The following is a 19,315-nucleotide window of genomic DNA, read 5'->3' as shown; positions in this document are numbered from 1 at the left end:
CTGCTCACGTTCGTGGGGAAACCGTGAGGGACCGTGGGGGACTTGTGGCGTACGGGGACCAAAGACTGCTGCGTGCCTGCTGTGGCTTACTGCTGGGCGGGCTGATCGCCACCGGCTGCACCGGTGGCGGTGACGACGGGAAGAGACCCGACGGCAAGGGGGGTACGCGTACGTCGGCGGCCCCGACCAGCGCCGCCCCGACCAGCGCCGCTCCGACCACGGCCGCCCCGGCGCCCACCGCGCTCGACTTCGTTCCCGACCCGAAGCGCGCGCCGAAGACCGAGGCCGACGCCCGGCGGATCGCGCTCGCCGTCGTCGGCGGGCCCGACGCCTGGGGCCCGGAATACGTGAAGCGCACCCCGCACCTCAGCGACCCGGACTACTGGCCCGTCCTCGGCGCCAACTGCTCCTGGGAGACGGGCACCCGGCCCTCCACCGTCCTCTCCAGCGTCACCGCCTACAGCGAGGTGCCCGCCGACGGCGCCCGCGGGACCCTCCGGGTCGCCGCCACGGTCACCGTGCACCGCACCGAGGCCGACGCCGACTGGGAGATGGCCGGGACCCTGGAGGAGGCGCTCCGCTGCCCCGACCAGAAGCTGCGCGACGGCGAACGCATCTCGGGCCTCATCTCCCTCGGCAACCCCTTCGGCGTCGGCGGCAACTTCACCGCCGACGACTCCCTCGGAGAGCGGGGGATCTACCTCAACGACGCGGTGAAGGGGGACCAGTTCTACGGCTGGTACCAGTCGCGGATCGGCCAGGTCACCGTCGCCACCGTCGTCAAGGGCGCGCCCGGCTACAGCGAGCAGGACACCGCCACGACGGTCGGCACCATTCCCGCCCAGGTCCAGGCCCTCGTCACGATGCTCGAACGCGCCCAGGACGAGCTGGAGGTCCAGTCATGAGCCCCACGACCCCCCAGCCCGAGCCCCAGCCCGAGCCCCAGCCCCGGCCCGAGCCGCAACCCCAGCCCTGGCCCGAGCCGCAGCCCACACCCCGGCCCGAGCCCGGCGCCCTCCAGCCGCTCCTGCCCTCCGACCCGTCGGTGATCGCCGCCTACCGCCTCCTGGGCCGTCTCGGCGCGGGCGGCATGGGCGTCGTCTACCTGGGCCGTACGGCGAACGGCGAGCTCGCCGCCGTCAAGGTCACCCACGCCGACCAGGCCGACCAGCCCGACTTCCGGGCCCGCTTCCGCCGCGAGGTCGAGGCCGCCCGCCGGGTCTCCAGCCCCTGGGCCGTACCCGTCACCGGCGCCGACCCGGACGCCCCCGAACCCTGGATGGCGACCGCCTTCGTCGCCGGCCCGTCCCTCGGCGAGGCCGTCACCGCGCACGGCGCGCTGCCCGAGCGGAGCGTCCGCCTCCTCGGCTGGGCCGTCGCCCGCGCCCTCGCCGCCGTGCACGCGGCCGGGCTCGTCCACCGGGACGTCAAGCCGGGGAACGTCCTCCTCGCCGTCGACGGCCCCCGCCTCATCGACTTCGGCATCGCCCGCGCCACCGGCGAGACCGCCCTCACCGCCACCGACATGGTCGTCGGCACCCCCGGCTTCCTCGCCCCCGAGCAGGCCGAGGCCCGCACCGACGCGATCGGTCCCGCCGCCGACGTCTTCGCGCTCGGCTGCCTCCTCGCGTACGCGGCGACCGGCCGCCCGCCGTTCGGCACCGGCGCCGTCGACGCCCTGATGTACCGGACCGTCCACGACGAACCCGACCTGACCGGCGTACCCGACGGGCTGCTCGACCTCGTCCGGACCTGCCTCGCCAAGGATCCGGCCGCCCGGCCCACCGCCGCGGAGATCGGTGTCCGGCTCACCGAGGACACCCCGGGCGACGGCGCCGACTGGCTGCCCGCCCCCGTCGTCCGGACCATCGCCGAGCGCTCCGCCCGGATGCTCGCCCTCCCCGAGATCGACGTCACCGCGCCCGGCACGGGACCGGCGGAGGAGCCGAAGCGCAGCCGGCGGGGCTTCCTGCTCCTCGCCTCCGGCGCCGCCGTCCTCGCCGCGGCCGGCGGCTCCGTCGCCGCCTGGTCGGCCCTGACGGGCGACGACGGCGACGGCGACGACAGGAAGAACGACGGCAGGAAGCCCGTCCCGCCCCGCACCACCTGGAAGATCGGCGTCCTCGCCGACCTCTCCGGCCCCGCCAAGGAGATCGGCCTGGCCCAGGAGCGCGGCGCGCGCCTCGCCGTCGAGCAGTTCAACGCCCGCAAGGACAAGCCGTACACGCTCGAACTCACGGTCTCCGACGACCGGGGAGACCCGGCCAAGGCCCTGGCAGCGGCCCGCAGGCTCACCACCGACCCGGGCGTGCTCGCCGTGCTCGGCGCCACCTCCGACGACACCGCCCAGGTCGCCCTGCCCGCCTTCGAGGAGGCCGGTCTTCCCCTGCTCACCGTCTCGGCCGGCTACAACCTGCTCACGGTCCGGGACACGGAGAGCACGCCGAACGCCACGGTGCTGCGGGCGATCCCCCACCACGTCTACGCCGGAATGCACCTCGCCTACGCCGTCACGCTCCTGTCCGCCATCCGCAGGCCCGGAGTCCTCCAGGAGCGCACCGACGACCAGTACAGCTGGCAGATCGTCCGGGGCGTCCAGTTCGGCTTCGGGCAGGCGGGCCTCGACCCCCGCTTCCGCGTGGTCCCGGCCCGCGCGCGGGACTACCGCGCCATCCTCGGCGAGATGATCGACGCCGGCATGGACGCGTACGTCCACTGCGGCGTCCGGGCCACCGCCGTCCTCGCCGCCCGCGCCCTCGGCGAACTCGGCTTCGCCGGGCCGCGGTTCGCCGGGCAGCGGGCCTTCGGGCCGGCGTTCCTGAAGGAGGCCGGCGCGGCAGCCGAGGGCTGGTTCTTCGGCGCCCCCGTGCTCGACGCCGTCTCCCGCAAGGAGGCCGCCGGTTTCGTCGCGGCCCACCGCAAGCGGTTCGGCGCGGCCCCCGCGTACTACACGGGGGAGTCGTACGACGTCGTCACGATGACCCTGCAAGAGCTCGCGCGGCGTGCCAAGGCCGGCGGGAGCCCGGCCCGCAAGGGGCTCTGGGCGGCGCTGCGGAAACAGAAGTACACGGGTGTCATGGGCGGTTACACCTTCGACGAGAGCGGCGACCTCACCAACGGCGGGACCTTCGTGCACGCCGTGCAGAACGGCGCCTTCAAGCTGATCGGCGCCGCACCCGTCCTCCCCGCGAGCGAGGCGAACAAAGCGAGCGAGGCGAACAAAGCGAGCGAGGCGAACAAAGCGAAGCAGAAGGCCTGACCGGCCGTGCAGCCTCTCCGCAAGGCCGACCCGTCGTCGATCGCGGGCTACCGGCTCCTCGGCCGCCTCGGCGCGGGCGGCATGGGCGTCGTCTACCTGGCCCGCTCCGGCGGCGGGGCGCTCGCCGCGCTCAAGCTCATCCGGTCCGAGCACGCCGCCGACCCCGGCTTCCGGGAGCGGTTCCGCCGCGAGGCCCGCGCCGCCGAGCGCATCACGGGGCGCTGGGTCGTCCGCGTCCTCGGCGCGGATCCGGAGGCCCGGGAGCCCTGGCTGGCGACCGAGTACGTGCCGGGGCCGTCGCTCGCCGAGGCCGTCGGTCTGCACGGCGCCCTGCCCGAGCCGGCCGTCCGCGCCCTGGGCGCCCGGCTCGCGGCCGCGCTGGCCGACATGCACGAGGCGGGGCTCGTCCACCGGGACGTCAAGCCGGGCAACGTCCTCCTCGCCCTCGACGGGCCGCGGCTCATCGACTTCGGCATCGCCCGCTCCGCCGGCGCGACCGCGCTGACCGCCACGGACGCGATGATCGGCACCCCCGGCTTCCTCGCCCCCGAGCAGGCCCGCGCCGCCGGGGCCGGCGAGGTCGGCCCGCCGAGCGACGTCTTCTCGCTCGGCTGTGTCCTCGCGTACGCGCTGACAGGGGAGCGCCCCTTCGGTACGGGCGGGGTGGCGGCCGTCGTCTACCGCACCGTCCACGAGGAGCCCGCCCTCGACGACGTACCGGACACGCTCTTGCCCCTGGTCGGCGCCTGTCTGGCGAAGGATCCGGCGGACCGCCCCACGGCGGCCGAGGTGCGGGCGGCGCTGGGGGAGGCCGAGGGCCCGGCGGGCGACTGGCTGCCGCCCGGCCTGCCCGCGCTGATCGCCCAGCGCTCCTCGCGGGTCCTCGACCTGCCGGTCCCCGAGCCGACGATGCTCGTGAACTCCGAGCCCCCGAAGGGGGTTTCGCGGCGCAGGCTGCTGATGGGCGGCTCGGCGGTGGCCGTCGCGGGCGCGGGCGGCCTGACCGCGTGGCTCCTGAGCCGCACCCCGGCGGGCACGGGGACGGGCACGATCGCGGGGACGAGTACGGGTGGGGGAGCGGGCGGCACCGGGGCCCCGCTCGCCGCGTACACGCTCGGTCTGCTCACCGACCTCAGCGGCCCCGCCAAGACGGACGGCCGGGCCCAGGAACGCGGGGCCCGGGTGGCCGTGGAGACCTTCAACGCCCGCCCGGACCGCCCCTTCGACCTGGTCCTCCGGGTCATGGACGACGGCGGGGACGCCCAGCGCGCCAAGGCCGCTGCCCGCGCCCTCCTCAAGGACGAGAGGCTGGTCGGCGTCCTCGGCCCGGCGACCGCCCCGGCCGTCCTCGCCGCGGGAGGCGAACTCGTCGACCGATCGGTCTCGTTGGTGAGCGTCCTCGCCTCGATCCCGACGGGCGAGATGGTGAAGGGCCAGACCCTCAGGCAGACCTACTTCGAGTCACGTCCGTCCCCCGACGTGATGATCGTGCCCTTCGGGCGCTACCTCACCGAGCGCAAGGTCGTCCGGACCGCCGTCGTGGAGGACCGCGCCGCGGGCCGGTACAGCTGGTTCGCCGTCAAGAGCATGAAGGCCACCCCGCCGTCGATGGACCGGGGCGGGGTGGTGACCTCGCACCCCGTCGAGGCGGACAGCGAGGACTTCGCGGCCGCCGTACGGGCCGCCCTCGCGACCGACCCGCAGGGCGTGCTGTACGCGGGCGACTCGCCGAGCCGGGCCGCGCTGTGCGCCAAGGCCCTGCGCGACCAGGGGTACGAGGGGGCCTGCGGCAGCGTCGAGTACGTGCTCCAGCCGGAGTTCCTCACCCTCGCGGGGCCGGCGGCGGAGGGCTGGTACTTCGGCACGGGGTACGTCGACCCCGACGGGATCCCGGCAGCGAAGGCGTTCGCCGCCGCGTACCGGAAGCGCTGGGGACTGGCCGGGACGACCCCCGTCGACCGGTACACCACGGAGGCGTACGACGCCGTCAACTGGATCGCGGAGGCGCTGCGCACGGCGGTCGGGGACGGTGCCGAGTCGAAGGCCTCCGCCGTCGCGAACGCGCTGGTGCGGGACGTCTACGAGGGGCTGGCCAAGCTGTACTCCGCCAAGACCAGGAACGACAAGGCCACGGCCCTCCTGGGGCTCTTCCTGTGGCAGGTGAAGGACGGAGTGCCCGTCTTCCTCGGGAAGTTCGACGAGGCGGCGCAGAAGGCGGCGCGGGACGGGACATGAGAGGGGCCCGATCCGTACGGGCGTACGGATCGGGCCCTCAGTCACTCGTGCGGGCGGGCGGACGGGTCGGGAACTACCCCGCCACCGTCCACGTGTCGTTGCCGGTGAGGAGCCGGCCCAGGTCGCCCTTGCCCTGCTGCTCCACGGCCGACTCCAGCTGCTCCGCCATCAGCGTGTCGTAGACCGGGCGCTCCACCGACCGGAACACCCCGATGGGCGTCTGGTGGAGGGTGTCCGGGTCCGCGAGCCGCGAGAGCGCGAAGGCGGTGGTGGGGGTGGCCGCGTGGGCGTCGTGGACGAGGATCCGCGACTCGTTCTCCGGGGTGACCGTGACGACCTGGAGGTCGCCGGTGGCCTGGTCGCGGACGACGCCCTTGTCGAGCTCGGCGCCGAAGCGGATCGGCTGCCCGTGCTCCAGCCGGATGACGGCCTCCTTGGCCTGGTCCTTGTCCTTGAGGACCTCGAAGGCGCCGTCGTTGAAGATGTTGCAGTTCTGGTAGATCTCGACCAGCGCCGTGCCGTTGTGCTCGGCGGCCTGGCGCAGCACCTCGGTGAGGTGCTTGCGGTCGGAGTCGACCGTACGGGCCACGAAGGAGGCCTCCGCGCCGAGCGCGAGCGACACCGGGTTGAAGGGCGCGTCGAGCGAGCCCATCGGCGTCGACTTGGTGATCTTGCCGACCTCGGAGGTGGGCGAGTACTGGCCCTTGGTCAGCCCGTAGATCCGGTTGTTGAAGAGCAGGATCTTCAGGTTGACGTTGCGGCGGAGCGCGTGGATGAGGTGGTTGCCGCCGATGGAGAGCGCGTCGCCGTCGCCCGTGACGACCCAGACGGACAGGTCGCGGCGGGAGGTGGCGAGGCCGGTGGCGATCGCCGGGGCGCGGCCGTGGATGGAGTGCATCCCGTAGGTGTTCATGTAGTACGGGAAGCGGGAGGAGCAGCCGATGCCGGAGACGAAGACGATGTTCTCCTTCGCCAGGCCGAGTTCGGGCATGAAGCCCTGGACGGCGGCGAGGACGGCGTAGTCACCGCAGCCGGGGCACCACCTGACCTCCTGGTCGGACTTGAAGTCCTTCATCGTCTGGACGGCCTCGGCCTTGGGGACCAGGTTGAGCAGGAGCTCCGTGGGCTCAGGCATCGATGGCCTCCTTGAGAACGGCGGCCAGCTGCTCGGCCTTGAACGGCATGCCGTTGACCTGGGTGTGGCTTTGGGCGTCGACGAGGTACTTCGCCCGGACGAGGGTGGCGAGCTGGCCGAGGTTCATCTCGGGGACGACGACCTTCTCGTACCGCTTCAGCACCTCCCCGAGGTTCTTCGGGAGGGGGTTGAGGTGGCGCAGGTGGGCCTGGGCGATGGGCTGCCCGGCGCGGCGGAGACGGCGGACGGCGGCGGTGATCGGCCCGTAGGTGGAGCCCCAGCCGAGGACGAGGGTGCTCGCGCCGTCCGGGTCGTCGACCTCGATGTCGGGGACGTCGATGCCGTCGATCTTGGCCTGGCGGGTGCGGACCATGAACTCGTGGTTGGCGGGGTCGTACGAGATGTTGCCGGTGCCGTCCTGCTTCTCGATGCCGCCGATGCGGTGTTCGAGGCCGGGGGTGCCGGGCACGGCCCAGGGCCGGGCCAGGGTCTCGGGGTCGCGCTTGTACGGCCAGAAGACCTCGGTGCCGTCGTCGAGCGTGTGGTTCGGCCCGGTCGCGAACTGGGTCCGCAGGTCGGGGAGCTCGTCGACGTCCGGGACGCGCCAGGGTTCGGAGCCGTTGGCGAGGTAGCCGTCGGAGAGCAGGAAGACGGGCGTGCGGTACGTGAGGGCGATCCGGGCCGCCTCGATCGCCGCGTCGAAGCAGTCGGCGGGCGTCTTCGGGGCCACGACCGGCACCGGGGCCTCGCCGTTGCGGCCGTACATGGCCTGGAGGAGGTCGGCCTGCTCGGTCTTGGTGGGCAGACCGGTGGACGGGCCGCCGCGCTGGATGTCGATGATCAGCAGCGGCAGCTCCAGGGAGACCGCGAGGCCGATCGTCTCCGACTTGAGGGCCACACCGGGGCCGGACGTCGTCGTCACGCCGAGCGCGCCGCCGAAGGCCGCGCCGAGGGCGGCGCCGATGCCGGCGATCTCGTCCTCGGCCTGGAAGGTGCGCACGCCGAAGTTCTTGTGCTTGGACAGCTCGTGGAGGATGTCCGAGGCCGGGGTGATCGGGTACGAGCCGAGGTAGAGCGGCAGGTCCGCCTGGCGGGAGGCGGCGACCAGGCCGTACGAGAGGGCCAGGTTCCCGGAGATGTTCCGGTAGGTGCCGGTTGGGAAGGCCCGGGTCGCCGGGGCGACCTCGTAGGAGACGGCGAAGTCCTCGGTGGTCTCGCCGAAGTTCCAACCGGCCCGGAAGGCGGCCACGTTGGCCTCGGCGATCTGGGGCTTCTTCGCGAACTTGGTGCGCAGGAACTTCTCGGTGCCCTCGGTCGGCCGGTGGTACATCCAGGAGAGCAGCCCGAGCGCGAACATGTTCTTGCTCCGCTCGGCCTCCTTCCGGGACAGGCCGAACTCCTTGAGGGCCTCGACGGTCAGTGTGGTCAGCGGCACCGGGTGGACCCGGTAGCCGTCCAGCGACCCGTCCTCCAGGGGCGAGGTCGCGTAGCCGACCTTGGCCATGGCGCGCTTGGCGAACTCGTCGGTGTTGACGATGATCTCGCCGCCGCGCGGCACGTCGCCGATGTTGGCCTTGAGCGCGGCCGGGTTCATCGCGACCAGCACGTTCGGGGCGTCGCCCGGGGTCAGGATGTCGTGGTCGGCGAAGTGCAGCTGGAAGGACGAGACGCCCGGCAGCGTTCCGGCGGGTGCGCGGATCTCGGCCGGGAAGTTCGGCAGCGTGGAGAGGTCGTTCCCGAAGGACGCCGTCTCCGAGGTGAAGCGGTCACCCGTGAGCTGCATGCCGTCACCGGAGTCGCCCGCGAAGCGGATGATCACCCGGTCGAGCCGGCGCACTTCCTTCTCGGCGCCGTGGTGGGCCGTCGCCGGGGCGCTGCGCTGCTCCCCGAGCAGGGCCTCACCGGCCTCGCTACTGACCTGGCTGGTCACTGAACTGGACCTCCCTCGTGGCAAGGGGACTCTCCGCCGGAGGCGGGAGAAGGCTCGGGAGACGCCGGCTGATCACCGGTCGTCCCGTGGCCCACCCTACGACGGTAAGGGGGGCCCTCCCGGGACTTCTCGCATACCGGACCTCTTTGTGAGACACCCTCTTGCCCTGAATTGTCACGTTCTGTCGCCACCCGGATTGTTCCGGAAGGTCGCGTTACGCCTCATCCATTGGATCTAGGACCCTCCGGTTGTCGGACGGTCGGCAGCCTCCCCGATGTCGCTCCGGCCTCGCTCCAGTCGCACTCGGCCGCACTCGGTCACGTGCGGCCGCGCTGGATTCTGACAGGGTGTCAGATTTTCAGGACTTCAGATACGTCAACACCGCCAGTACCCGCCGATGATCACCGTCACTCGGGGAGAGGCCCAGCTTCAGGAAGATGTTGCTGATGTGCTTCTCCACCGCGCCGTCGCTCACCACGAGCTGCCGCGCGATCGCCGAGTTCGTCCGCCCCTCCGCCATAAGGCCCAGGACCTCCCGCTCGCGCGGCGTCAGGTTCGCCAGCACGTCCTGTTGACGGGACCGGCCCAGCAGCTGCTGCACCACCTCGGGGTCCAGCGCCGTACCGCCCCCGGCCACCCGGACCACCGCGTCCACGAACTCGCGGACCTCCGCGACCCGGTCCTTCAGCAGATAGCCCACGCCCCGGCTCGAACCCGCCAGGAGTTCGGTGGCGTACTGCTCCTCCACGTACTGCGACAGGACCAGGACACCCAGACCCGGGTACTCCTTGCGCAGCCGCACCGCCGCCCGCACGCCCTCGTCCGTGTGCGTCGGCGGCATCCGCACGTCCGCGACCACCACGTCCGGCAGCGCGTCCTCGCCCGCGAGCCCGGCGACCAGCTTCACCAGTGCCTCGCCGTCACCCACCCCGGCGACGACGTCGTGCCCCCGGTCGGTCAGCAGCCGGGTCAGCCCCTCACGGAGCAGCACCGAATCCTCCGCGATGACCACCCGCACCCGATCTGTCACCTCTTGTACTCCCACGTCCCGCAGCCCCCTGTCCCGAAGGTCAATAAGGCCTCCAGCATCGCAGGAAGCGGCCCGCCCCGGGGGAGGACCCCGAGGCGGGCCGAGACGGACGGAGCAGGGCTACGCGCGCCAGGGCAGCTCGACGGTCACCGTCGTAGGCCCGCCCGCGGGCGAGTCCACCGCCAGGACGCCGTCCACCGCCCCGACCCGCTCGGAGAGCCCCGCCAGGCTCCGGCCCGCCGCCGCCTCCGCGCCGCCGACACCGTCGTCCCGCACCTGGAGCATCAGCCGGTCGCCCGCCCGCCACACGTCCACCCAGGCGCGCCGGGCCCGCGCGTGCTCCGTGACGTTCCGCAGGAGCTCCGAGACCGCGAAGTACGCGATGCCCTCGATCGCCGCGACCGGCCGGGCCGGCAGGTCCACGTCCACCGACACCGGCACCGAGCACCGGGAGGCCACCGACGACAGCGCCGCGTCCAGGCCCCGGTCGGTCAGGACGGCCGGGTGGATGCCCCGGGCCAGGGCCCGCAGCTCCTGAAGGGCGACCTTCACCTCGCCGTGCGCCTCGTCGACCATCGTCGCCGCGGCCTGCGGGTCCTCCGCCAGCTTCTCCTTCGCGAGCCCCAGATCCATGGCGAGCGAGGCGAGCCGGGCCTGCGGGCCGTCGTGCAGGTCCCGCTCGATGCGCCGCAGGTCGGCCGCGGCCGTGTCCACGACCACGCCCCGGTCGGACTCCAGCTCCGTCACCCGGGAGGCCAGCCGAGACGGGCCGAGCAGCCCCGCGACGAGGAACCGGTCGACGGCGACGATCCCGCGCAGCACCCACGGCCCGACCAGGACGAACAGCAGGCCGATCAGGCTGGTCACGGCGACCTCGAAGCCGTTGTCGAGGTACATCTGGTGGGTGGCGTCCCCGTACAGCTGGATGCCGTCCTGCCCGATCCACGTGGGGAAGACCCACTGCCACAGCGGGTAGGTGAAGAGGCTCCAGCCCCAGGCCCACAGCGCCACCGACACCGAGAAGCCGAAGACCGCCCACGGCATGTGCAGCAGCGCGTACAGCAGGTGGCGCCACGACGCCCCGCTCTTCAGCATCGCGCCCATCCAGGAGAACGCCCCGCCGGTCTTGCCGCGCACCGGCTCCGGCGCCTTCACGTCGAGGTCGAGCAGCGCCCGCGCCCGGGCCCGCTCGACCGCGCCGAAGCCCCGGCACATCGCGAGCGCCCCGGCCAGGATCGGCACCCCTAGGAAGGTGATGAGCAGCCCGGCGCCGGCCGAGACGAAGGCGACGGAGAGCGAGAACCAGATGACGCTGAGCGGCAGCCCGATCAGCACGTAACCGAGCGCACGCCAGGTGCGGGCCTCGAACGGCGCGCGGATCGCGGCGGGGAGTCGGGGGGAGGCCATCGCGGTCGTCCTTCTCTGCTCAAGGGGATGGGGCGGTACGTGTTCCAGGGTTCCGTTTCGCCGCGCCCCGGACCATGAGGGGAGTGGGCGTCTCCGGTGGGGGGTTTTCCCTACCTGACCCACCCGGTGCTTACGCGGAGGGCCGGGAGCGCCACGGCAGCTCCGCCGTGACCGTCGTCGGACCGCCCTCCGGGGAGTCGACGACGAGGAGGCCGTCCACCGCCCCGAGCCGCTCCGTCAGCCCCGCGAGCCCCGTCCCGCCGTCGAGCCGCGCCCCGCCGGCGCCGTCGTCGCGCACCTGGAGCATCAGACGGTCCTCCGACCGCCACACCTCCACGGACGCGGACCGGGCCCGTGCGTGCTTGGAGACGTTCTGGAGGAGCTCCGAGACCGTGAAGTACGCGATGCCCTCGATCGCCTCGGCCGGCCGCTCCGCCAGGTCCACCGACACCTTCACCGGCGCCGTGCAGCGCGCGGACACCGAGGACAGGGCGGCGCTGAGCCCCCGGTCCGTGAGGACCGCCGGGTGGATGCCCCGGGCCAGGTCCCGCAGCTCCTGGAGCGCGAGCTTCACCTCGCCGTGGGCCTCGTCGACCATCGCCGCGGCCCCCTCCGGGTCCTCCAGGAGCTTCTCCTTCGCGAGACCCAGCCCCATCGCGAGGGCGACGAGCCGGGCCTGCGCGCCGTCGTGCAGATCGCGCTCGATGCGCCGCAGGTCGGCCGCGGCCGTGTCCACGACCACGCCACGGTCCGACTCCAGCTCCGCGATCCGCCGCTCCAGCTCGTCGGAGGGCGAGAGCAACCCGCGGACCATGCCCCGGTCGGCGTTCGTCAGACCGCGGGCGATGAAGGGCAGGACGGGCCAGAGGACCAGCAGCGAGACCAGGGCGACGGTGAACGTCACGATGCCCCAGGGCAGTCGGATCAGCCCGTACAGCTGGGTCCGCCAGGCCACCGGGTCCTTCAGCGAGGACCACAGCCACGCGAAGAAGCCGCGGCGCGGCGGCATCCGGGACGGCTCCGCGACCCGTACCCCGAGCAGCGAGCGGGCCCGCGCCCGCTCCGACCGGCCGATCCAGCGCGCGCCGCCCAGACCGAGGGCGAGCAGCGGCAGCCCGATCACCGTGACGGAGAGGCTCACGCCGAGCACGACGGTCACGACCGCGTAGACGAAACCGGCCAGGGTCGTGAAGAGGTTGGAGAGGAGGAAGGAGATCTCCTTCCAGGTCTCCTTCCCGTAGGCCGACCGCACGGGCGGACGAGGGGCATCGGCGGAACCGGGGGATTTACCGGGGAATTCATGATCGGCGCTCATGGTCCCCAGACTGCCGGTCGGGGAACGTGCGACGCCATGGGGGAGGTGGGTGAGCCCCGGTGGGGATATCCCCACCGGGGCCTACCAAGGAGTACCCGGGGACCGCTTACGGTCCCTTTAACAGGGCCTAGACTCGCGTGCGTACAGAAGTGACCCATGAGACACCGAGACCGAGGGGCGGACGTGCGGGAACCGACCGTTGTCGCGGCCGACGCGGCGGACTACTTCCAGACGTACTCCGTCGTCGGGCTGCTCGCCGTCGTCGGCGTGCTCTTCGTCGCCGTGGCGTTCGGCGCCGGGCGACTGCTCAGGCCCGTCGTGCCGACACCCGAGAAACTCCTCACCTACGAGTGCGGTGTCGACCCCGTGGGGGAGGGCTGGGCGCACACCCAGGTCCGCTACTACGTGTACGCCTTCCTCTACGTCATCTTCGCCGTCGACTCGATCTTCCTCTTCCCCTGGGCGACGGTCTTCGCGGCGCCCGGCTACGGCGCCACGACCCTGGTCGAGATGTTCGTCTTCCTCGGCTTCCTGGCCGTGGGGCTGCTCTACGCGTACAAGAAGGGCGTCCTGTCATGGACGTAACACCGCTGCCCGCTCCGAAGCTCGGGCCGCTCGCCCGCCTGGCTCCCGAGCCGATGAAGGTGGTCCTGAACTGGGGCCGCCGCTACAGCCTGTGGGTCTTCAACTTCGGCCTCGCCTGCTGCGCGATCGAGTTCATCGCCGCGTCGATGGCCCGGCACGACTTCATCCGGCTCGGCGTGATCCCCTTCGCGCCGGGACCGCGCCAGGCGGACCTGATGATCGTCTCCGGCACGGTGACGGACAAGATGGCCCCGGCCGTGAAGCGCCTGTACGAGCAGATGCCCGAGCCGAAGTACGTGATCTCCTTCGGCGCCTGCTCCAACTGCGGCGGCCCCTACTGGGACTCGTACTCGGTCACCAAGGGCGTCGACCAGATCATCCCGGTCGACGTGTACGTGCCGGGCTGCCCGCCCCGCCCCGAAGCGCTCCTCCAGGGCATCCTCAAGCTCCAGGAGAAGATCGCGCGCGAGAGCCTGGCGGAGCGGTACGCGACGACCGCGTCGGTCTCGGAGCTGACGAGCCCGCTGACGCCCCCGCCGGGAGACAGGCCATGAGTACGTACGACTCCCTCCCCGACTCCGTGACGGAGATCTTCGGCGAGGAGGCGACGGCGGAGCGGGCGTACGACCTGCTGACGGTCGACGTCCCGCCGGCCGCCTGGATCACGGCGCTCACCACGGCCCGCGACGAGCTGGGCTGCACCTACTTCGACTGGCTGAGCGCGGTCGACGAGCCGGGCACGGGCTTCCGGGTCTGCGCGCACGTGGTCGCCCTCAGCGCCGGCCACCCGCCGCGCCGCCTCCTCGTCCGTACGACGGTCCCGCACGCGGCGCCGGCCCTCCCGACGGCGATCGGGGTGTACGCGGGTGCGGGCTGGCACGAGCGCGAGACCCACGAGATGTTCGGCGTGGACTTCACGGGCCATCCCCACCTCGTCCCGCTCCTCCTCCCGGAGAACTTCGAGGGCCACCCACTGCGCAAGGACTTCGTCCTCGCGGCCCGGGTCGCGAAGGCGTGGCCGGGCGCGAAGGAGCCGGGCGAGTCCCACGACGGCGGAGGACCGAAGCGCCGCCAGATGCTCCCGCCCGGCGTCCCGGACCCCAACGAGTGGGGCCCCCTCAAGGGCCAGCTCCCCCCGGCCCCGGCCCGCCCGGCCCGAGCGACGGCGGGCGACCGCCCGGCCCGCCGCACCCGCTCGGTCACGGAGGGCTCGGCGACCCAGCCGACCCCGGACCCGACGTCCGCACCGGAGGCAGCGGCCCGCCCCCCGCGCCGCTCCCGCTCGGTGACGGAGGGCTCGGCCAGCCAGACGACCCCGGAAGCAACCACCGCACCGGAGCCCGAGGCCCAGCCCCCGGCCGCCGACGGCCCGGCCCCGGCATCGCCGACGGCGCGCCCACCGCGCCGCGCGCGCACGACGGCCGACGGCTCGGCGAGCCAGACGACACCGGACGCAGGCACCCCACCGGAGCCCCAGGCCCCGGCCCCGGCCGCCGACGGCGCGGCCCCGGCAGCGCCCACGGCGCGCCCGCCGCGCCGCGCGGGCACGGCCGCCGACGGCTCGGCGAGCCAGGCGGCCCCGGAGCAGGACGCGACGGCGGACGGCCCGGCCACGGCGACCCCTCGTACCCGCAGCTCGGATGCTCCCTGGCACCACGCCCGCCCGGCCTTCGACAAGGAGCCGCCTGAGCCCGAGGCCCCGGGCACGGCGGCGGCGGAGCCGACCGAGGCGGCCACCCCGGCCGAGCCCGAGGCCCCGGCCACGCCGGCCACCCCGGCCACCCCGGCCGAGGCCGAGCCGTCGGCCCAGGACCCGGCCCAGGACCCGGCCCAGGCACCGGCCCCCGAAAGCGGGCCGCCCGCAGGGCGGGAAGAGTCCGCACCCACCGAACCCACCGACCCCGCCGGAGGCGACCCCGCGTGAACGACGCACTCGACGTCGCCGTCCGGCTCCTCATCGTCTTCGCCGTGTTCCTCGTCCTGCCCCTCGTCGTCGGGCAGACCGAGCACAAGGTCATGGCCCACATGCAGGGCCGCCTCGGCCCCATGTACGCCGGTGGCTTCCACGGCTGGGCCCAGCTCGTCGCCGACGGCGTGAAGTTCGCGCAGAAGGAGGACGTGGTCCCCAAGGACGCCGACCGGCGGATCTTCCAGCTCGCACCGGCCGTCGCCCTCCTCCCGTACCTCCTCGTCCTCGTCGCGATCCCGATCGGGCCGAGCGAGGGGGCCGTCGGCCAGGTCGTCGACGCGGGCATCTTCTTCGTGCTGGCCGTGATGGGCGTCGGCGTGCTCGGCAGCCTCATGGCCGGCTGGGCGTCCGCCAACAAGTTCTCCCTGCTCGGCGGCCTCCGTACCGCCGCCCAGCTGCTCGCCTACGAGCTCCCGATGCTGCTCGCCGCCGCGTCCGTCGCGATGGCCGCCGGCACCGTCTCCCTCCCCGGCATCCTCAACGCCTTCGAGTGGTGGTGGCTGCCCTGGCAGATCGTCGGCGCGCTCGTCTTCTTCGTCGCCGGTCTCGCCGAGCTCCAGCGGCCCCCGTTCGACATGCCCGTCGCCGACTCGGAGATCATCTTCGGCGCGTACACCGAGTACACCGGCCTCCGCTTCGCGCTCTTCCTGCTCGCCGAGTACGCGGGCATCATCGTCCTCTGCGGTCTCACCACCGTCCTCTTCCTCGGCGGCTGGCACGGCCCCTTCGGCGCCGACGGCCTCGGCTGGGTCTGGACCCTCCTCAAGACCGCCGTCCTCGCCTTCGTCGTGATCTGGCTGCGGGTGACCTACCCGCGCCTGCGCGAGGACCAGCTCCAGAAGCTGGCCTGGACGACGCTCGTCCCGCTCGCCCTCGCGCAGATCGCGCTCACCGGCATCGTGAAGGTGGCGATCCAGTAATGCCCATCCCCGGCTCCGGCCTCGCCAAGGGCCTCGCCGTCACGCTCCGCACGATGACGAGGAAGACCGTCACCGCGCAGTACCCGGACGTCCAGCCCGAGCTGCCGCCCCGCACCCGCGGGGTCATCGGGCTGTTCGAGGAGAACTGCACGGTCTGCATGCTCTGCGCCCGCGAGTGCCCCGACTGGTGCATCTACATCGACTCCCACAAGGAGACCGTGCCGGCCGCCGCCCCCGGCGGCCGCGAGCGCAGCCGGAACGTCCTCGACCGCTTCGCCATCGACTTCTCGCTCTGCATGTACTGCGGTATCTGCATCGAGGTGTGTCCTTTCGACGCACTCTTCTGGTCGCCCGAGTTCGAGTACGCGGAGACCGACATCCACGAGCTCACCCACGAGCGCGACAAGCTCCGCGAGTGGATGTGGACGGTCCCCGAGCCGCCCGCGCTCGACCCGAAGGCGGAGGAACCGAAGGAGATCGCCGCGGCCCGCAAGGCGGCGGAGAAGGCGGCCGAGAAGGCGGCAGCGGAGAAGGCAGCCGCCGCCGAGGCCCAGGAGGAGCAGCAGTGACCCTGGCAGCACACCCGGCAGCACAAGCGGCGGCCGCGGAGGCCCACGGCTTCCTCTCGCCCTCCGGCGTCGAGATCGCCTTCCTCCTCGTCGGCCTCGTCACCCTCGGCGCCGCCGTCGTCACCGTCACCACGCGCCAGCTCGTCCACGCCGCCCTCTGGCTGGTCGTGGCGCTCGGCGGGCTCGCCGTCGAGTACCTGCTCCTGACCGCCGAGTTCATCGCCTGGGTCCAGGTCCTGATCTACGTCGGCTCCGTCGTCGTCCTCCTCCTCTTCGGCCTCATGCTCACCAAGGCCCCCATCGGCCGCTCCCCGGACGCCGACTCCGGCAATCGCCCGGTCGCCCTCGGCGTCGCGCTCGCCGCCGCCGTGGCGCTCGTCTGGGTCGTCGTCGACGCGTTCCGCACGACCTGGATCGACCTCGACGGGGCCGTCCAGGGCTCCACCGAGGTCACCGGCGCCACCCTCTTCAAGCACTGGGTGCTGCCCTTCGAGGCCCTCTCGGTGCTCCTCCTGGCCGCGCTGGTCGGCGCGATCGTCCTCTCCCGCAAGAAGGAGCAGGAGCGCTGATGCACCTCGCCTATCCCGCGGTCCTCGCCGCCCTCCTCTTCTGTGTCGGCGCGTACGGAGTCCTCGCCCGCCGCAACGCGATCCTGGTCCTGATGTCCGTCGAGCTCATGCTCAACGCCGTCAACCTCAACCTGGTCGCCTTCGACGTCTGGCTCCGCGATGCCCTGCACGCCGGGCAGGCCCTCACCCTCTTCACCATCGCCGTCGCCGCCGCGGAGATCGGCATCGGTCTCGCGATCGTCCTGATGGTCCACCGCAACCGCGGCACCGCGGACGTCGACCGCCTCCGCGACACGGCGGAGCGACCCGACGACACGGACGGCACGCCCCACGGCGGGACACCGCACGGCGGGACACCGCACGAACCGCACGACGACACGCCCCACGGCGAGAAGGCCGAGGCCACCGCGTGACCACCACGACCCTCGCCGTCCTCGTCCCCCTCCTGCCCTTCCTCGGCTCCGTCGCCGGACTCCTCCTCGGCCGCACCGCGCCCGGCTTCGTCCGCCCGCTCGCCGTGCTCCCGACGCTCGCCGCGGCCGTCCTCGCCGTCCTCGTAGCCGCCCGCCAGGGCGGCGACGAGGTGATCAGCGCGGCCACGGAGCTCACGCCCACAGGCTCCGTCCCCATCTACCTGAGCCTCTACATCGACGGCTTCGCCGCCCTCGTCGCCGTCCTCGTCGGCGTGATCGCGACCTGCGTGCAGATCTACTCGACGGGCTACCTCCGCGACGACCGCCGCTACCCCTCGTACGCCGCGCTCGTCTCCCTCTTCACCTCCGCGATGCTGCTCGTCGTCTACTCCGGCGACCTGATGGTGCTGCTGGTCGGCTGGGAGATCATGGGCATCTGCTCGTACTTCCTCGTCGGCCACTACTGGGAGACCCCCGAGGCGCGGGCCGCCTCCCTCAAGGCGTTCCTCGTCACCAAGCTCGGTGACGTGCCCTTCCTCATCGGTCTCTTCGCGCTCGCCGCCGACGCCGAAAGCTTCCGGATCACCGAGGTCCTCCGCGCCGTCGAGAACGGCGGCATCGACCACCCGACCCTGATCGCGCTGCTCCTGCTCGCGGGCGTGGCCGGCAAGTCCGCGCAGTTCCCGCTGCACACCTGGCTCCCGGACGCGATGGCCGGTCCCACCCCCGTCTCTGCGCTCATCCACGCGGCGACGATGGTCGCCGCCGGCATCTACTTCACGGCCCGACTGCTCCCTGTCTTCGCCGAATCCGCCGCGGCCATGACCGTGCTCGCCGTGATGGCCGCGATCACGATGGTCGGCTCGGCACTGGCCGCGCTCGCCCAGGACGACATCAAGCGGGTCCTCGCCTACTCGACGATCGGCCAGCTCGGCTACATGGCCGGCGCCCTCGCCGTCGGCGACCGCGGGGCCGCCGTCTTCCACCTCCTCTCGCACGCCGCCTTCAAGGCGCTGCTCTTCCTCGCCGCCGGCGCGGTCATCCACGCCGCCGGGACGAACTCGCTCACCGCCATGTCCCGCATGAGCGGCCTCGCGAAGCGCATCCCCGACGCGTACTGGACGATGACCGTCGCCCTCCTCGCGCTCGCCGCGATCCCGCCCTTCGCCGGCTTCTTCTCCAAGGAAGCCGTCCTCGTGGCCGCCGAGCACACCGCGCTCGGGGACCGGACCGGCATCCCCGCCGGGGCCGGCTGGACCGTCCTCGTCGCCGGGCTGCTCACCGCCCTCCTCACCGCGGCCTACGCCCTCCGCCTGTGGCTGCGGACCTTCCGCGGCCGGGGCGCCGAGGCCCCCGACCACGGCCGCCAGCCGCTCGCCATGACGACCGTCCTGTGGGTCCTCGCGATCCCCTCCCTGGGCTTCGGGCTGACCGTCACGTACCTCGACGACTGGTTCGGCGGTGACGCCCTCACCCCGACCGTCACCACGGCCGTCCTGGGCACGGGCCTCGCCGCCGCCGGAGCCGTGATCACGTACGCGGTCTGGCGGACGCTCGCCGCCCGTACCCCGATCGCGCCCCCCGTCCCGCACGTGGCCCACCCCGACGCCGACGCCGGCCTGGTCGAGGCCGAGGCGCTGCACCTGCCGCACCCCGCCGCGGACCCGGCCGACCCCGGCCGTGCCCTCCTCGGCCCGCTGCACGCCCCCGCCGCCGCCGGCTTCCACCTGGACGCCGTCTACCGGGCCGCCTTCGTCCGCCCCGTCCTCGCCGCCGCCTCCCTGGTCCGCTTCCTGGACCGCGAGGTCGTCGACACGTACGTCAGCGCCGCGGGCAACTCCGCCAAGGGTCTCGGGTGGCTCGTCCGCCGCGCCCAGACCGGCAACGTCCAGACCTACCTGAGCGCCCTGCTCGCCGGCTCCGTCGTCCTGGTGATCGCCGCAGTCGCCCTCGCCAACGCCGTCGCCGGAGCGTGAGAC

16 protein-coding genes are annotated in these 19,315 nt (G+C 73.0%); 11 read left to right on the top strand and 5 right to left on the bottom strand.

Features of this window, described 5'->3' with window-relative positions:
- Positions 1-23 precede the first annotated feature (23 nt).
- From OG357_RS15915 to OG357_RS15905, 3 genes are read left to right on the top strand one after another with little or no spacing between them, the layout of a single operon-like run.
- Entirely contained in the window at positions 24-905 is an 882-nt protein-coding gene (locus OG357_RS15915; protein WP_329621765.1) for a hypothetical protein, read from the top strand.
- The gene (locus OG357_RS15910) at positions 902-3,259 is read left to right on the top strand and encodes a bifunctional serine/threonine-protein kinase/ABC transporter substrate-binding protein (RefSeq protein WP_329621764.1); all 2,358 of its coding nucleotides are present in this window, start codon (positions 902-904) and stop codon (positions 3,257-3,259) included. The genes OG357_RS15915 and OG357_RS15910 overlap by 4 nt, the downstream gene beginning before the upstream one ends.
- A 6-nt stretch (positions 3,260-3,265) precedes the next feature.
- A complete protein-coding gene (locus OG357_RS15905) occupies positions 3,266-5,494 on the top strand; it encodes a bifunctional serine/threonine-protein kinase/ABC transporter substrate-binding protein (protein ID WP_329621763.1) in 2,229 nt (742 codons plus the stop codon).
- A 73-nt stretch (positions 5,495-5,567) separates the two neighbouring features.
- On the opposite strand, the gene OG357_RS15900 is transcribed toward OG357_RS15905, so the two are convergent.
- From OG357_RS15900 to OG357_RS15880, 5 genes are all read right to left on the bottom strand, one after another.
- Positions 5,568-6,629: a 2-oxoacid:ferredoxin oxidoreductase subunit beta gene (locus OG357_RS15900; protein WP_329621762.1), complete on the bottom strand. Its 1,062-nt coding sequence runs from the start codon at positions 6,627-6,629 to the stop codon at positions 5,568-5,570.
- The gene (locus tag OG357_RS15895) at positions 6,622-8,559 is read right to left on the bottom strand and encodes a 2-oxoacid:acceptor oxidoreductase subunit alpha (RefSeq protein WP_329621761.1); all 1,938 of its coding nucleotides are present in this window, start codon (positions 8,557-8,559) and stop codon (positions 6,622-6,624) included. The genes OG357_RS15900 and OG357_RS15895 overlap by 8 nt, the downstream gene beginning before the upstream one ends.
- Positions 8,560-8,917: 358 nt before the next feature.
- Positions 8,918-9,577, bottom strand: a complete 660-nt coding sequence (locus OG357_RS15890) for a response regulator transcription factor (RefSeq protein ID WP_329625603.1) — start codon at positions 9,575-9,577, stop codon at positions 8,918-8,920.
- Positions 9,578-9,709: 132 nt separating this feature from the next.
- A complete protein-coding gene (locus OG357_RS15885; RefSeq protein ID WP_329621760.1) occupies positions 9,710-10,996 on the bottom strand; it encodes a sensor histidine kinase in 1,287 nt (428 codons plus the stop codon).
- Between the two features lie 130 nt (positions 10,997-11,126).
- Entirely contained in the window at positions 11,127-12,311 is a 1,185-nt protein-coding gene (locus tag OG357_RS15880; protein WP_329621759.1) for a sensor histidine kinase, read from the bottom strand.
- Positions 12,312-12,467: 156 nt separating this feature from the next.
- Between OG357_RS15880 and OG357_RS15875 the strand changes: the two genes are divergently transcribed.
- From OG357_RS15875 to OG357_RS15840, 8 genes are read left to right on the top strand one after another with little or no spacing between them, the layout of a single operon-like run.
- Positions 12,468-12,896, top strand: a complete 429-nt coding sequence (locus OG357_RS15875) for an NADH-quinone oxidoreductase subunit A (protein WP_189800433.1) — start codon at positions 12,468-12,470, stop codon at positions 12,894-12,896.
- On the top strand, positions 12,887-13,450 hold the full coding sequence (locus tag OG357_RS15870) for an NADH-quinone oxidoreductase subunit B (RefSeq protein WP_329621758.1): 564 nt from the start codon (positions 12,887-12,889) through the stop codon (positions 13,448-13,450). The genes OG357_RS15875 and OG357_RS15870 overlap by 10 nt, the downstream gene beginning before the upstream one ends.
- Entirely contained in the window at positions 13,447-14,820 is a 1,374-nt protein-coding gene (locus OG357_RS15865) for an NADH-quinone oxidoreductase subunit C (RefSeq protein ID WP_329621757.1), read from the top strand. The genes OG357_RS15870 and OG357_RS15865 overlap by 4 nt, the downstream gene beginning before the upstream one ends.
- Positions 14,817-15,785 carry a complex I subunit 1/NuoH family protein gene (locus OG357_RS15860; RefSeq protein ID WP_329621756.1) on the top strand — a complete coding sequence of 323 codons (969 nt, stop codon included), beginning with the start codon at positions 14,817-14,819 and terminating at the stop codon, positions 15,783-15,785. The genes OG357_RS15865 and OG357_RS15860 overlap by 4 nt, the downstream gene beginning before the upstream one ends.
- Positions 15,785-16,354: a NuoI/complex I 23 kDa subunit family protein gene (locus OG357_RS15855; protein WP_329621755.1), complete on the top strand. Its 570-nt coding sequence runs from the start codon at positions 15,785-15,787 to the stop codon at positions 16,352-16,354. The genes OG357_RS15860 and OG357_RS15855 overlap by 1 nt, the downstream gene beginning before the upstream one ends.
- Positions 16,351-16,923, top strand: a complete 573-nt coding sequence (locus OG357_RS15850; RefSeq protein WP_329621754.1) for an NADH-quinone oxidoreductase subunit J family protein — start codon at positions 16,351-16,353, stop codon at positions 16,921-16,923. The genes OG357_RS15855 and OG357_RS15850 overlap by 4 nt, the downstream gene beginning before the upstream one ends.
- On the top strand, positions 16,923-17,336 hold the full coding sequence (gene nuoK, locus OG357_RS15845; protein ID WP_329621753.1) for an NADH-quinone oxidoreductase subunit NuoK: 414 nt from the start codon (positions 16,923-16,925) through the stop codon (positions 17,334-17,336). The genes OG357_RS15850 and nuoK overlap by 1 nt, the downstream gene beginning before the upstream one ends.
- Positions 17,333-19,312: an NADH-quinone oxidoreductase subunit 5 family protein gene (locus tag OG357_RS15840; protein ID WP_329621752.1), complete on the top strand. Its 1,980-nt coding sequence runs from the start codon at positions 17,333-17,335 to the stop codon at positions 19,310-19,312. The genes nuoK and OG357_RS15840 overlap by 4 nt, the downstream gene beginning before the upstream one ends.
- Positions 19,313-19,315: the final 3 nt, after the last annotated feature.

The sequence above is a fragment of the Streptomyces sp. NBC_01255 genome, assembly GCF_036226445.1.
GTDB lineage: Bacteria > Actinomycetota > Actinomycetes > Streptomycetales > Streptomycetaceae > Streptomyces.
Note: the sequence above shows the minus strand (reverse complement) of the source record. Positions and strands in the feature narration are given on the sequence as shown.

Bases quoted from the DNA above. Each gene is read 5' to 3' on its own strand.
- OG357_RS15910 (WP_329621764.1), top strand. From the start codon at position 902: ATGAGCCCCACGACCCCCCAGCCCGAGCCCCAGCCCGAGCCCCAGCCC.
- OG357_RS15900 (WP_329621762.1), bottom strand. From the start codon at position 6,629: ATGCCTGAGCCCACGGAGCTCCTGCTCAACCTGGTCCCCAAGGCCGAG.
- OG357_RS15870 (WP_329621758.1), top strand. From the start codon at position 12,887: ATGGACGTAACACCGCTGCCCGCTCCGAAGCTCGGGCCGCTCGCCCGC.
- OG357_RS15880 (WP_329621759.1), bottom strand. From the start codon at position 12,311: ATGAGCGCCGATCATGAATTCCCCGGTAAATCCCCCGGTTCCGCCGAT.
- OG357_RS15855 (WP_329621755.1), top strand. From the start codon at position 15,785: ATGCCCATCCCCGGCTCCGGCCTCGCCAAGGGCCTCGCCGTCACGCTC.
- OG357_RS15885 (WP_329621760.1), bottom strand. From the start codon at position 10,996: ATGGCCTCCCCCCGACTCCCCGCCGCGATCCGCGCGCCGTTCGAGGCC.
- nuoK (WP_329621753.1), top strand. From the start codon at position 16,923: ATGCACCTCGCCTATCCCGCGGTCCTCGCCGCCCTCCTCTTCTGTGTC.
- OG357_RS15875 (WP_189800433.1), top strand. From the start codon at position 12,468: ATGAGACACCGAGACCGAGGGGCGGACGTGCGGGAACCGACCGTTGTC.
- OG357_RS15865 (WP_329621757.1), top strand. From the start codon at position 13,447: ATGAGTACGTACGACTCCCTCCCCGACTCCGTGACGGAGATCTTCGGC.